The sequence below is a fragment of the Nostoc sp. GT001 genome, assembly GCF_030382115.1.
GTDB lineage: Bacteria > Cyanobacteriota > Cyanobacteriia > Cyanobacteriales > Nostocaceae > Nostoc.
On sequence record NZ_JAUDRJ010000003.1, the window covers coordinates 3,484,802 to 3,499,556 of the forward strand.

Here is a 14,755-nt window from a genome sequence, read left to right on the forward strand (position 1 = left end):
GGCTTGCTTTATACCAATCTGCTTTCATAGATATCATCTCACCTCATCTTTATATCCCTCTCCGTAGATGTAGAAACATATCACAGTTAGAAAGAGGTTTTTCATCTGTTTTGCAGGCAATTTGGTATTAATGATGTCCGAGCAATTAACCATAAAACCTGGAACCCCACCTCGCCAAAGCTGTGCTTTTAGCTCACCTCCCCGCAGGCGGAGAGGGGCTGGGGGTGGGGTTCTTTTCTTATGGGTAATTTGAGGGACATGATATTACTTGACTTCCACCGCAACTTCCGCAGACATCCCCGGAGTAATCCGCGATTCGTATCCTTGAATGCTCTTTTGGTCAAAAACTATTTTAACGGGAATGCGTTGGACAACTTTAGTAAAGTTACCTGTAGCATTATCCGGTGGCAATAAGGCAAACTGAGCGCCGGAAGCTGGCGAAATACTGTCAACACGACCGCTAAAGGTGTGGTGAGGGAAACTATCTAGCTTAATCTCTACTGGCTCTCCTGGCCGCATCTTTTCTAGTTGAGTTTCTTTGAAGTTCGCAACTACCCAATAGTTGTTATCCACGATCGCCATTAATGGTGTTCCTACTGCGACGCGGTTGCCAACTTCCACATTTTTCCTACCTACCCGTCCAGCACTGGGGGCGGTAACATTGGCATAAGATAGTTGCAATTGTGCATCTTTGAGCGATGCTTCTGATTGCGCGATCGCTGCTTTTGCTGCTTCATATTGACTACGCTTAACTGTGGTATCTTGTCCCCCGGCGGTCGCTTGTTGCAATCCTCCCTTAGATGCTGCTAATTTAGCTTGGGCGTTAGTGACATTTTCTTGCGCCTGTGCTAACTGAGACTGGGCTTGGGCAACACCAACTTTGGCGGAGGCTAACTTGGCTTTGGCTTGTTCTACTCCCTGAATCGCGGCGTTTTTCTGTGCCGTAGCCACATCATAAGCAGCTTTGGCTGTATCTAGTTGCTGACGAGGAATCGCACCTGTTTTATACAATTCGTTGTAACGATTGTAATCTGCTTGAGCTTTTGACAAATTGGCGTTTGTTTGCGCTACCTGCGCAAGAGATGCAGGAATCCCAGCTTGAGCTTCTTGTACTGCTGCTTGTGCTGCTGGTATCCCAGCTTGGGCTTCTTGTACTGCTGCTTGGGCTGTAGAAATTGCTGCTACTGCACTACTGACATCTCCTTGCGCTTGAGTTGTCTTACCAGTGGTGGTTTGTGAACTCAAAGCAATATTTGCTTGAGCCGCTTGCGCTTGACTACGAGCATTTTCGAGGGCTGCTTGTGCTTGTTGCACCTTACTTTCATAGTCCCGTGGATCTAACTTCACCAACAATTGTCCCGGTTGTACCAGTTGGTTGTCATTCACCAGCACTTCACTTACTGTTCCGGGAATGCGACTACTAACTTGGTGAATATTTCCCGCAACGGTGGCGTTGTCTGTTTCTTGGTGGGTGGAGGCGTATTGCCAGTAGTGAAAACCAAAAGTACCTGCGGCGATCGCACCCACACCTAATCCTGCCAAAATTAAACCAGTCGGTCTTTTGCGTTTCGGTGGAACTTCTTTCTCGATTTCAGGTGCTTCTGTGGTAACAGTTTCTAAACTCTCTAAATCGGGAACCACTTCTTTTTCTAAAATTGGGGTTTTGTGTCCGTTGCGTCCGTTAAAAGTATTAGCACCCATGATTCTTAACTCTCTTGCTCGTTCAATAACTTGATTAATAGTCGTTTATTTAGAATGCGTAATATTGTTTGAAAAAAATCCTTATTTCCTTAGTATGCGTAATATTATCTCAAAACAAATTTTTACAGAGCTTCCCCCGGTCGGGTGATTATGGGATTATCTTTAGGAAAGGTTAGCGATCGCTCGATTCAAGATTTGGGAAAACAGTTCTCGATCGGCAAAGGAAATACCATGCATTGCCTCATCACGCACGGCTGCGGCGATTGGTGGTAAAACCGCTTCTAGTTCCTTACCTGCATCCGTGAGCCAGATTCGCCAGATGCGGCGATCTTGAGTGTCGCGTTCTCGACGCACTAAACCGCGTTCTTCCATCCGATCTAGTACGCCTGTTAAAGTCCCTCCCACTTGTTTGAGTTTGTCCCCAATACTAGAAGTAGGTAAACCATCTTCTTGCCAAAGACAGCACAACACTAACCAATGAAATGGCGTCAATCCAAAAGGTTCTAGCCTCTCAGTAAATTTGCGACTCAACAGTTGTGAGACTAATTTGATTCTGTAGCCCAAATTGTATGGTGCCAGATTTTGCTGCCACGAATCTAAGGTTGGGGAGTGATTAGATGTAGAAACCATTTAGCAAAATACTTAGTATGCGTAATATTATCATAGCTAAATTGAGCTTTTTTAGCAATAGTTACTTTACATCTATCTTAGGGAAGAACTTGAATCAACTGATGCTCTTTGACTGTACCGATAATACGGTGAGGTCGAGATAATTTAGAAGACTGGTTAGCATAGATCCAAGCATAGCTCAAAGCTGGTACTTGCGAAATAGAGACTACTGGTTGAGGCTGAGTAGGAAGATAGAAATTAAGCAATACTTTGGTTTTAGCATCTATTTCCACATAGTACGTAGGATGAGATTGGAGAATTGAAGCGATCGCACTTTGTTGTAAAAAAGTTTTTAACCCAGGGTTATAGTCACTTAACAGACCGATGCTACCTATAGCCGCCAAAGCCAGCCAACAGGGAATTAACCAACCTGCAATCCAATAACGCGCTGTGAGAAACTTTTTGTTAAATTGGTAACGAGCAATCCACACCACAGGTAAAATTAACCAACCCAAGCCCATAGCCAAACCAATACTTGCATACTTGCGGATATCAGAACTACCCCAATTAAAAATGCCAATACTCGCCATAACAAGTAAAATACCTAATCCACCCAAGGCATAACTGAGGTTTCGGGGAAGATTATTTATTGTAAAAAGGTTCAATATCTTTTTNNNNCTTTTTTGAAGAGGGAATTGTGGGGGAATTCCTGTCTGGTAAATATTGCCTAGCCAGTTTAAACCCACAGATGCAAACAAAGCGATGAACGGATAAAGGCAAAGACTATAGTGAGATAAACGAGTGCTAAAAATACTAATTTCTACAAATAAAACAAGTGGAAAGCCAACTAATATTAACTGGTAACGAGGAATGGGACGACGGAGAGTTAAAAATAAACCTAAAAGTCCGAAAACAGCCCAAGGAAATGCTTTTACAGGAATATTCCAGACATAGAATAGTAGCCCATTAGACTCCCGCTCTTCAGAACCTAGTTGTACAACAAACTTGAGTAACTCTTCAAAACTATTATTTCCGTAGTGCAGTGAGCTTAACCACAGCCAAACACAGGTTGGTATTAAACTTACGAAAAAACCTAAATATAAAATTGGGTTAGTAAGATGACGATGACGGCGATGTTCCCAAATTAAATAAGGTAATAAAGCTATAATTGGCAAAAAAATCATAAAGCTTCTAACTAAGAAGCCTAAACCTAAACTTAAACCAGCTAGAAAACTCCACCAGTAGCGATATTTGGGATGCAATTCCGTTTTGATTAAAGACAAAATAGCTAAAAGCACCAAGAGAACCATCGGTACATCAGGTGTACTTAAGCGAGAGTATTGCAGCCAGAGAAATTCTACACTTAAAATTGCAGCAGCTAGCCAACCTAATTTTTTGCCTATCATAATTTTGCCAATTTCATACACAAGCCACAAGCTAAAAATGCCAGCAATCATACTAGGAAGACGCGCACTAGTATCACTGATACCAAACAGCTTGTAAAAACTGGCAATTAACCAATAAGGGCCAGGAGTTTTATGATGTGCTGTTTCCCAAGGAGCTATCCAATTACCAGAATCAAACATCAGACGGGCACGTGATGCGTAAAGCCCTTCATCATGTGCCATCAGGCTATTATGTCCAGAAGTAAATAGTAATAAGGGCAGTATCCAAACTAACAAACTAAAATATGGTAATGATGCGACTAGGCGGATTTGTCGCCAAATATGCTGTAAGAAGTGTAGTTTATATAACATGAAATTGATAAAAATTGAATACTGCTATTTAGGTATCCTGCTGTTATTAAAATATGTTACATAGTGTTTGTGAAAAAATATCTGAAATTGCCGCAAATTTCGGAAACAGTACTCCAAAACAGAGATTTATGCAGTTAAGACCGAATCAGCGCCTGAAATTAGATGACACAGACGATAAACTGTTTTACGCCTATCCTCGCTTCGTCACCCATGTTGATGAAGGATTTATTCAACAGCTAACGGATTTATACCGCGATCGCCTCAAACCCATACTTCGGCTACGCTCAGTACAAGACACCCGCATTTTTGATATGATGAGCAGTTGGGTGTCTCATCTACCAGAAGAAATGCAGTTTGACCATGTGGAAGGACACGGACTCAACGCTGAGGAATTAGCACGAAATCCCCGGTTAAATCATTACTTTGTGCAAAATCTTAACGAAAATCCGCAGTTACCTTTACCAGATGAAAATTTTGATGCTGTTCTCAATTGCGTATCTGTGCAATATATGCAATACCCAGAAGCAGTATTTTCTGAAATTTACCGCATCCTAAAACCTGGTGGTGTTGCAATTATCAGCTTTTCTAACCGGATGTTTTTTGAAAAGGCGATTCAAGCTTGGCGAGAGGCTTCAGAAGCACAGCGAGTAGAATTAGTCAAAGCTTATTTTGCGTCAGTTCCAGGATTTACAGCCGCAGAAGTTATAGCTCATAAATCAACATTACCGAATATCTTACAGTGGTTGGGTGCAGTTGGAGGAGATCCGTTTTATGCTGTCATAGCTTACCGTAGTTAAGTCAAATATTCACTAGTATAAGAGGGTTTGTAGTAAGCACTTTGGTGCTTAGAAAATAAGGACTTTAGTCCTTACTACGAACTTATTTACCTACTTAAAATTAAAATGCTTTTGTATATGCATAATTTCTGTAAATGAATTATTGGTTAATGAAATCAGAACCAGAAGCCTATAGCATTGTTGATCTTCAACAGCAGAAAGAGACTATCTGGGATGGCGTTCGCAATTATCAAGCTCGCAACTTTTTGCGCCAAATGGATGAAGGAGACTTAGCTTTTTTCTATCACTCCGGCACTAATCCTCCCGGTATAGCTGGGTTAATGCGTGTAGTGAAAAAAGATATTGCTGACCCAACCCAGTTTGAGCCAGAAAGTAAATACTACGACCCCAAGTCAAGTTATGAATCGCCTCGGTGGCAAACAGTTGTAGTGGAATTTGTTGAGACTTTTTCTAACCCTATCTTGTTATCAATACTCAAAGAGAAGTTTAGCGCCGAAGAGTTAATGTTGGTGAGACAAGGAAATCGATTATCAGTGATGCCCGTACCTGAAGCAGTCGCTTTGAAGATTCTGGCGATGAAAAACTCCTAGTTAAAATAATTCGTAATTCGTAAAACATTTTAAGGAAGGTTGATTAACTGAACACAATGTGATTTAGTCTTGCCCGCTTACTTCACACCCATTGCACGGGATCTAATTGATAGTAACGTTGCAGTTGCTCATAAAGTGCCGGATGCTTGGACAACAATTGGCGCGGTTTTTCAAAGAATGTCTCAGTCGCTACGGCGAAAAATTCTGCGGGATTTGTTGCACCATAGCTATCCATTACCGTCTTTGCACCTTGTAGAACATCATTACAAAGTTGCTGATATTCTTCTGTCATCACCTTCGCCCAAATAGCATAGTCTGAGTTGTTTTGCAGTATCGGAACTCCTTCAGCTTTACCATCTTCTTGATCTAACTGATGGGCGAATTCATGAAGCACAACATTACGTCCATCTCTCCAGTTATTAATGTCTTGTTTTACCTGTTCCCAAGACACTACTACTTGGTCATTTGTCCACGATTCACCCAGTCTTGCCACACGCCTTTCCTCAACAACATATTTTCCGACGGAATTTGTTTCTTGAACAAAATAAGCGTTAGGATACACCAGAATTGAACGAAGTCTGGGGAAGTACTGTCCACGTTCATTTAATATAAGTAAACAAGCAACAGCAGCAAGAGTCAGTTTCATTTCCTCTGTCACCTGTAACCCTCTACAGCCAATAAATTGCTTTTCTGCTAAAAATACTTGAATATGTCCCTGAAGTCGTCTGAGTTCATCGGGAGAGAGACACAGATAAATAGGAAGATTATTTTCAATAATAGCATTCCACAGTGGAGGAAAAGAACGATGTTTGAGACGGTTTCTTCGCCTTTTTACTAGCATGGGATTGATTAAAATCCCTGTGAGAATTAGCCCAATGATGAGAAAGACAATTATTATTTTAATCATTGACTTTTGAGCAGCTTACATATTTAATTCACTGGTAAGGGATTTCCAAGAAATAAACTATACAATCTTGTGGGGTGGGCAACATGAGCGCCCGTAATCAAGGGCTATCGTGTCGCCCACTCCACAATAAATAATTGGATATTTTTTTATTTGGAAGTCCCTAAGCAGAAAGTTTAGAATAATTGTTATTATTGTGGCTCACTAACTACCGCTATTGAATCAGAATTATGCAAGATTGAACCTTGCTGGAAAGGCTGTTTTGAAGTCCTTGCTCAACTTTGACAATCAGTTTATCAAAAGCTTCTTGATTTGCTGTTAGTTGTTCTTGAAGAACTTTCTCTAACTCAGGCTTTATTTGCTCACACATATCCTCAATTTTTTTGTCGCTCAAAAAATTAGAACGCATCCAACTAGGGACATCGACATTTGTCTTAATTACTTCTTGAACACTCTTACGATTTAGCTCCATTCCTGCTGCCATCAACGAAGCCCCATATACTAGTGCAATTGGCCAGGTTAAATGCCCAGTTAGGATGAGAGTGATGATGCTAGCCACTGCGCCTCCACCAATTACGACATTGACAATAAATGCTACTGTCTCAGCCAGAATAGCATCTCCAATTTGTAATTCTGGGTTAACAAAAGTTGGGTTAATACTATCCTCGAATCTTAAGCTGCTTCTAGGTATCTGAAACTTTCGACAGATTGGATCGGTTTGTGCGGCTAAATCTGGTTGGATTTTATTGCTAAACCAAGCAGCGCATTGATGATTAATTATCTGCACGGCGCGTTCGCTTTTGAGCCACTGTTCTGCCCGACCAATCAAAGCTGTTTCCAAATCGGCTAAAGTCCGTATTTTGTTTTTTTGCCAATCTTTTAAAGCTGGTTTAACTGCATTGACAATCAAGCCATCCGCCAAAGGCTTAGTTAGTGATTCGATTAACTCTGGAATATGCCTTTCAATCAAACCTTTCAGCTGGTTCGAGGTAAATAGTTTGTTCACTTCTTGCTTAAAAGCAGCAGCACGCAGATCCCATCTTCCTACTCGTGCTAAACCCATTGCAATGCACCGTTCCGGTTCTGGATCGGGGCGAAGCAGGGTTTCTGGTTCGGGAAACATTTCCTGACAAAAAACGTGCGTGAACTTCATGCGAGATGCACCGCCAGTCATCAGCACAAGTTTCGGTACGATTTCAAGTTTTTCTAGCTTTTCTTTCGCCTCCTTTAAAGAGTTGCGAAATGATTTAATCCAACTATGATTTTCCAGTTCAGGTAAGGGTTGATTTAAAATTTCCTCCATCATCAATTTATTTACTTGGGGAATAAAATAAATCTGTTCGTTGATTGACTCGAACCCACGCGCAAAGGATTCAGGATCGCTGTATAACTGTTCATTAGAAAAGTAATCTTCTTTAGCTTTGCGGCAAGCAAGTTCACAACGAGCTTGGTGATGGGGATATTCCTGAAATACTTTTTCCAGTAATGCTTTTTGTTCGTGGTTGGCGAGAGTCCGGGCAAAAATAGCTTTGTCAATCAAGGATGCACCTAAAGTATTACTCCCGAAATCTATTGGGATTTCTTCTAAGCTTTTAACCAGAGTAAAATCTGTGGTTGAAGAACCAATATCGACAATTAGCACCGATGCCAGAAGTTTGTCATACTCCAACTTCCCGGCTTCCTTGGCTTGCATGAAAGCAGCCCGCGATTCAGGTACAACATTGAGTTGGGGAATACCAGCTTCTTGAAGTAGCTTTTGGTATTCGGTGCGATCGCTAACTGTCCATCCTGAAGGGCAACCAATGTAAAAATAGCTACTTTCCCCACCTTCAAGTTGTTTAGTTTCTTTCAAAAGGCGGTAGTAGGTTGCCACAAAAGTGCTAATTGTTTCTCGATATTTGGGATCGTTGTTGGGTTTTTGTTTGAAAGAGATTGTCAGTTGAGTAACGCCAGCTTGAATTAATGCTTGTTCGCCGACAAGATAACCGAGTTTGGGATGCCAGCCAAGAGCTGTAATTTGGTTCTTCTTGTTATTAATCTCCAACATCTGGGGGGGTTCGATGCTTTCCACGATCGCTTTAGCTACAGCCGTTTCACCGTGTCCCAAATCAAAACCGATTGTTTCTAAAATTTCCATACCCTTATTGTCTATTATTCTCTAGCAGAGGAATATGCTGGTTCAATTACCCTACCGCGCCGAATCAAGCGATCGCCTTTTAACAAAGCCGGCGTTAGAGTCACGTGTTCTTTGGTATCGGGGTCAATACTTGGCTCAAAGTCAAAATATTCGCGATCGCTATTCGATCGGTAAATTTGCGCGTTAATTCCCTGAGACATTAAAATCTGTGGCAGAAGTTTCGCCAGTTCATGAGCCATTTGGGGTTTATCAAGTTTGGATGCGCCCATTAGTCTTTGGAGAAAATTCAATAACTCTGGCAATTCTTCTATTGCTAAATCGCCTTCATGTTTATTTGATTCTTCTACTCTAGCCACTGCTAGGTCGATAGTGTTGAGAGCATCGCCAAGGTGATCTAGAAATACTTTGCTATCAACCCGAAGAATCGGTTGAGGTAATTCCAATAGTCCTTCAGATATAGAATTATTTTGCTGATTATTGAATTCAAGTTGAAGTACAATTTCTAATCCTATAAGTAAAGAGGTTAATAAGATAGCCATCCACGCACCTGGGGTAGTTTTAGTTAAGGAAAACAACGAACCTAAGATGCCTATATAAATTAGTCCCTTTAGCAGTTTCAGGATAAATCTGCTGCTAAACAACTTTGTCCCTGTATTAGTAATTTGCTTTTGTTCAGTTGGAGCAACTTGAAGATAGTTCGCTGCTGCCAGGGTGGCGATAGACTGCCGCAGCGTATCCAGGAAAAAGGAAGCCAGACGAACTTGAGCCAAATTAAGCTTTTCAATGTAAATTCTTTCGAGATTATCGAGTCGGTTTTGAACCAGTTTAACTATTTGCTCAATGCCGATTGTGTTATCAATATCTATCTGGAGTTGGTTGCGTTCTTCGCTAAAAAGTGAAGTGATTGTTTTCATTGCATTGACTAAGACTTTAACGTTATTAATTAAGAGTGAAATGAACACTCGTTTTTTCATTTCACCCTGTAATCAGATAATGACGAAATAATTCATAATTACTAATTATGAATTAGGTTGATTGCAAATTACCCCATCAAAAGGAGGAGCAGAATGTTTATCTGCGTCATTGCAGACTACGGTACAGGAGATCCGGCATTTACAGAAGTCACACAACGTCTGCTGATGACTTTTCCCCATGCCCAAATTCATTTGCTTTCGGTTCCAGCATTCAGTACCTTAGCAACGGGATTCTGGATTGCCCAACTAGGACTTAACCCTGGCCCTAGCGATCGCCTAATTTATCACAACTGTGCGCCTCGTCAGGATGATCCTGAAGCCCGTCGAGACAATGAAGGTGAAGGACTAACTTATGCCCTGTTATCTAATGGTGTAAAAGTAGTGGGTGTGAATGCAGGTTACACCCTCTCCTTTATCAAAGACCATACAAAGGAGTTGCGAGTGGTCAACGTTTCTCGTGGTGGATCGCAGTTTCGCTCACGGGATATATTTCCTCCGGCTGCGGCTGCGATTATGAATGAAGATTTTAGCCTTTTGGGAGATAGCCTCAAGAGTGAGCAAATCCCAGATGTTCCATCAGATCGTATTGCCTGGATTGATGGCTACGGCAACATTAAAACAACTATTGGGGCGCATACAGTTAACTTGGAGCCTCAAAGCAAGATCGCCATCAGAATTGGAGATGTGGTCAGTGATGCGGTGTATTCTGATGGCAGTTTCAAGGTATCTGAAGGAACTTTAGCCTTTGCTCCTGGTAGTTCCGGTTGGTCAAGAAGCGATTCAGGGGAACCATTACGCTTTTTAGAACTATTTTTGCGAGGAGGGAGTGCTTGGGAACGCTTTGGCCGTCCTCGTGTGAATCAGCAAGTAACTCAAATTGCCTGAAATCGGGTAATTGTCTGCAATACGCTATACGTAGCTTGCTTCCCAAGGGTACACCAACGTTATGACGTTATGACTTCTCTACGATAGGCTGTGCCAACGCTTAGAGCAAGTACTCAAGCGTCGGGAACCTCCGCAACGCACTGGCCCCCTACGTGTATTTTAAAATCAAATATTAGTCCTATATAATGGAGTATTTTGCGAGGCTGATAGGCTACAGTGCCACTATGCCAAAATTTAAACCAAAATCTCAGCAATCTAAAAAATCGAAAAAGCAGGCTAAAAAGGAAACTTCTACCCTTAGCCTCAAAGAACAGTTAGCCCAAAAGCGCAAATCTGCCCAAGTACGTAAAGAACTCACTAGCTTACTCACCACCGCCACTTTTGGCGGTGTCTTCGTTGGCATTCTACTATTTTTCGCAGTTGGAATTAAAGCAGCAGTCCCTGGCGTGTTAGGGATAATAATCATGTCCCTTTCCTACAAATATCCCCGCCAAGCCCTATATGCCTTCATTATTTACATACCTGTGGGAGGTACTGTCACCTACTACTTAGGCAATAGTCCCATACTCCAATTAGCTAAAGATGCCTTTTACGTTCCAGCCCTAATTGGACTTTGGCAAACTTGCCGTAAACAGGGGCTACCTATAATTATTCCCAAAGGTATTACAATCCCACTTTATATTGTTTTGGCTTGCAGTGTGCTAACACTGTTGTTTGTTAATGGTGGACAGCAATTTAACCCACAGAGTGTGGGACTATTAGAAAAAGCACCCCAAGAAATACCATTAGGTATGGGAATTCTGGGACTAAAAGTATTTCTAGGCTATGTCCCCCTGATTGGTTGTGCGTACTATCTAATTCGCGATAAGCGGGATTTTCTATTTTTATTGCGCCTCCAGATTGTCCTCACACTGATTTGCTGCGGACTGGGATTTATTCAATATTTTTTATTACTAACCGGTGTATGTCAAGGTACTAGAGGTCTTGAAGGAGATGCCTTATTTAGAGCAACACTCGAAGCCCGATGTTATTTTGGTGGAGCGCTAGTATATAGTCCCGAAGAAGGGATTATTCGTTTACCAGGGACATTTGTAGCTCCTTGGCAGTGGGCTTGGTTCTTAATTTCTAGCACCTTTTTTACCTTTGCCACTGGTTTCACCGATCCCTCGCCAATATGGCGGATCATCGGTTTAGGTTCTATAGTGGGAGTCTTTATCAATGCTGTAATCTCTGGACAGAGAATCGCTTTAGCTTTAGTACCAATCTGCTTCGGGATTTTGCTATTGCTTACCGGACAACTTGGCAACCTGAAACGATTTATTCCCATAGGCGTAGGACTTGCCTTCATTCTGGGAATTGCGATGGTGACTAACCCTGCTGTTGTACAAGAGAGAACCGAGAGTTTTGTCAGTCGTTGGAACGCTTCACCACCTCAAGATTTTATCATCCAGCAATTTGAAGAAAATTGGAAAAACGTAGACGGGCCATTAGGAAGCGGCTTAGGACGAGCAACCAACTCTGCCCGTGTGATGGGTCAAACTAAGCTTGTGGAAACCTACTACCCTAAAGTACTTTATGAAGTGGGAATTTTTGGATTACTAGCGTTTCTGAGTTTGGTAACAAGTTTAACAATTCTGGGCTTTAAAACCTATCGCTCTATAAAGAACCGTAATTTCCGTAGTTCCGGAGCAGCTTTGTGGGTGTTTATATTGTTTATTAGCACCAACACTTACTATTATCCTCTGGATGTGGATCCTGTTGCNGCCTATTATTGGTTTTTTGCGGGAGTTCTTTTTAAGTTACCAGAACTGGAGAAACAAGATAAGGAAGATGCTAACCCCGATCAAAAAAAGAAGAAAAAACGTCTAAAAACAATTTAAATGAAATAAAAATGACCAAAGATATGATTGAAGGTCAAAAATACTTCAGTATTTCAAACCTACCTTGAAATTCTCGCCATACACTTATTTTTCGATGATACTTATTGATGGGTAAGCAATTTCGTAGTCAGAGAGAGGAATGAAAGTGAGGTTTTCCAAAATCCGTGATCATACAGTATGTAAATTAAAGCAATAGCCGCTTACTGAATTTCATGAAAATTAATTTCTACAAGGCTATTATTATATAGGTAGTAAAATTACTTAATAAAAATTATGAATAATTCGCCATTAGTTACTGTAGTTATCCCGACCTACGGACGAGAGGAAGCGTTACGCGATAGCATTGTGGATGTCTTAAAACAGGACTATCCAAATTTTGAAGTTTTAGTTGTTGACCAAACCGCAAAACATCAACCAGAAATTCAAGCCTATCTAGAAGAGATGGCAAATGCAGGTAAAATTAAATGGTTGCGTCTAGATTGGGCAAGTTTGCCAGGGGCGCGGAATTATGCTGTCCGGCGGTCATCTGGTGAAATAATATTGTTTATTGATGATGATGTTCAGTTAACCCCTGGATTGTTAGCAGCCCATGCGAAAAATTATGTGCAAAACCCAGAGGTGGGGGCTGTTGCTGGTCGGGTCTTTGACAGAATGAAATTAGGTGATTCTGGAGGAGATTTACAGATTGAATATCTGCCTCCCGAAGCTATGGACCCAGGAATTGCTTGGTATCATATTGATTTGGTACATACCATCAAACCCCAACAAGTGCTGACAGCGAGGGGCTGTAATATGTCATTTCGCCGCGAAATCTTTACTAAGTATGGATTGAGGTTTGATGAGAGGTTTGGCGGGAGTGCAGTACGTGAAGAGTCAGATTTTTGTTTGCGGGTGAGACAGACGGGATATAAGATTTGGTACGACCCAGAGGCCCATTTGGTGCATTTAGGCGAAGAAACGGGGGGTTGTCATGATATTAGTATGCGATCGCTAAAATATCAACTCACCTTTTATCACAACCATTTCCTGCTAGGGCTGAAAAACCTGACTGTGACTCAAGCTTTGCGTTTATATGGTCGTTTATTTGACTGTCACGTTCTCGGACGCCCACCTTGTCACAAAAGCGGTTCCCCCATCAAAATTGCCACTCGCGGGATTTTCTACATTTTGGGTTTTTTCAAAGCTTTGGGTACTGTCATCCAATCACTATGGAACGATGGTCAAATTTACAGTCGATTGGATAAACAAGTTTAGTTAAGAGTTAAGAGTTAAGAGTTAGGAGTTAAGAGTTAATAGTTAGGAATTAGTGAAGGACAAATGACAAATGACAAATGACAAATGACAATGAAAATCTTAGTTGCTAGTCACACTTATATCGTAGACCTCAACTGTGAGAAATTACGCGCTTTATCTCAACTAGAACCTGACATTGAAGTGACAGTTGTAGTCCCAAAGCGCTGGAAACCAGGCGGTGTACAAAACAGAATTATTGAAACTGAATACCGTGATGAAGGCAGATTTAGAATAGTTCCAGTTTCTAATTTTAGTCAAAATCATCAGGGGCTTCTTACATTTGGCGCTGATTTGATATCTTTGTTCAAACAATTTCGCCCCGAAATCATCCAAGTTGAACAAGGTTCTAGAGCATTGGCTTATACTCAAATGATTGCCTTAAATCAGCTATTAGGACTCAAGGCAAAAAATGTATTTTTTACCTGGTGGAATCTTCCTTATGAACTGAAACTACCAATTTCTTTATTAGAAAAATATAACCTCAACCACAGCCACGGTATTATTTCTGGCAATCAGGATGGAGCAGAGGTTTTACGGCAACGGGGATATACAGGTGCAATTAAAGTCATGCCACAACTGGGTGTAGATGAAAGTTTATTTACTCCCAAAGGTCAACCAGAGTTAGCAGCTAAGTTGGGTATTGAAAAAGAGGATTTTGTAGTAGGTTTTGTAGGGCGATTTGTCCAAGAAAAGGGTTTGCTAACGCTTTTACAAGCTTTAGCTACTTTGAAAAATAAACCTTGGAAATTACTGTTATTGGGACGGGGAGAGTTGCAAAGTGAATTAATTAAAATTGCGGCAGAAAATAATATTAAAGAACGATTAATTTTGATAGAAAGTGTTCCCCATGACGAGGTTGCAAGTTATATCAATTTAATGAATACTTTAGTATTACCTTCAGAAACAACTTATAAGTTTAAAACCTTAACTTCTGCTGGCTGGAAAGAGCAATTTGGTCATGTGCTAATTGAAGCGATGGCTTGCCAAGTTCCTGTGATTGGTTCTGATTCTGGTGAAATTCCCTATGTAATTGGTGATGCTGGCTTAGTTTTTCCTGAAGGTGATGTTCAAGCTCTTGCTAATTGCTTAGTTCAATTAATGGATAAACCAGATTTTGCTCATACTCTCGGTGAAATGGGTTATCAAAAAGCAATGATTCAATATACAAATAAAGCTTTGGCTAAACAGCAATTAGAGTTTTATCAAGAGTTGGTCATGAGCAAATAAA

12 protein-coding genes are annotated in these 14,755 nt (G+C 41.1%); 6 read left to right on the forward strand and 6 right to left on the reverse strand.

Annotation, left to right across the window (positions count from 1 at the left end; all coding sequences use genetic code 11):
- Positions 1–264: 264 nt before the first annotated feature.
- The 3 genes from QUD05_RS17935 to QUD05_RS17945 all read right to left on the reverse strand — a co-directional run bounded on the left by QUD05_RS17935 (position 265) and on the right by QUD05_RS17945 (position 4,067).
- Positions 265–1,701, reverse strand: a complete 1,437-nt coding sequence (locus tag QUD05_RS17935; RefSeq protein WP_289797255.1) for an HlyD family secretion protein — start codon at positions 1,699–1,701, stop codon at positions 265–267.
- A 162-nt stretch (positions 1,702–1,863) separates the two neighbouring features.
- Entirely contained in the window at positions 1,864–2,331 is a 468-nt protein-coding gene (locus QUD05_RS17940; protein ID WP_289797256.1) for a MarR family winged helix-turn-helix transcriptional regulator, read from the reverse strand.
- 77 nt (positions 2,332–2,408) lie between these two features.
- Positions 2,409–4,067, reverse strand: a complete 1,659-nt coding sequence (locus tag QUD05_RS17945; RefSeq protein WP_289797257.1) for an ArnT family glycosyltransferase — start codon at positions 4,065–4,067, stop codon at positions 2,409–2,411.
- Positions 4,068–4,195: 128 nt separating this feature from the next.
- On the opposite strand from QUD05_RS17945, the gene QUD05_RS17950 reads away from it, so the two are divergent.
- A complete protein-coding gene (locus QUD05_RS17950; RefSeq protein WP_289797258.1) occupies positions 4,196–4,864 on the forward strand; it encodes a methyltransferase domain-containing protein in 669 nt (222 codons plus the stop codon).
- Between the two features lie 134 nt (positions 4,865–4,998).
- Positions 4,999–5,454 (forward strand): EVE domain-containing protein, encoded by a 456-nt coding sequence (locus tag QUD05_RS17955; RefSeq protein ID WP_289797259.1) that lies wholly within the window; start codon positions 4,999–5,001, stop codon positions 5,452–5,454.
- Between the two features lie 82 nt (positions 5,455–5,536).
- On the opposite strand, the gene QUD05_RS17960 is transcribed toward QUD05_RS17955, so the two are convergent.
- From QUD05_RS17960 to QUD05_RS17970, 3 genes are all read right to left on the reverse strand, one after another.
- Positions 5,537–6,361: a M90 family metallopeptidase gene (locus QUD05_RS17960; RefSeq protein ID WP_289797260.1), complete on the reverse strand. Its 825-nt coding sequence runs from the start codon at positions 6,359–6,361 to the stop codon at positions 5,537–5,539.
- Between the two features lie 211 nt (positions 6,362–6,572).
- Positions 6,573–8,495, reverse strand: coding sequence for an Hsp70 family protein (locus tag QUD05_RS17965; RefSeq protein ID WP_289797261.1), 1,923 nt, complete (start codon positions 8,493–8,495; stop codon positions 6,573–6,575).
- Positions 8,496–8,509: 14 nt separating this feature from the next.
- Positions 8,510–9,409 (reverse strand): hypothetical protein, encoded by a 900-nt coding sequence (locus tag QUD05_RS17970; protein WP_289797262.1) that lies wholly within the window; start codon positions 9,407–9,409, stop codon positions 8,510–8,512.
- 153 nt (positions 9,410–9,562) lie between these two features.
- On the opposite strand from QUD05_RS17970, the gene QUD05_RS17975 reads away from it, so the two are divergent.
- The 4 genes from QUD05_RS17975 (at position 9,563) to hpsO (ending at position 14,754) form a co-directional block, all read left to right on the forward strand.
- A complete protein-coding gene (locus tag QUD05_RS17975; protein ID WP_289797263.1) occupies positions 9,563–10,354 on the forward strand; it encodes an SAM hydrolase/SAM-dependent halogenase family protein in 792 nt (263 codons plus the stop codon).
- Positions 10,355–10,578: 224 nt separating this feature from the next.
- Entirely contained in the window at positions 10,579–12,234 is a 1,656-nt protein-coding gene (hpsL, locus tag QUD05_RS17980; protein ID WP_289797264.1) for a hormogonium polysaccharide biosynthesis protein HpsL, read from the forward strand.
- A 273-nt stretch (positions 12,235–12,507) separates the two neighbouring features.
- Complete coding sequence (gene hpsN, locus QUD05_RS17985; RefSeq protein ID WP_289797266.1) at positions 12,508–13,488, forward strand: hormogonium polysaccharide biosynthesis glycosyltransferase HpsN; 981 nt, start codon at positions 12,508–12,510, stop codon at positions 13,486–13,488.
- Positions 13,489–13,578: 90 nt separating this feature from the next.
- Entirely contained in the window at positions 13,579–14,754 is a 1,176-nt protein-coding gene (hpsO, locus tag QUD05_RS17990) for a hormogonium polysaccharide biosynthesis glycosyltransferase HpsO (RefSeq protein WP_289799999.1), read from the forward strand.
- Position 14,755: the final 1 nt, after the last annotated feature.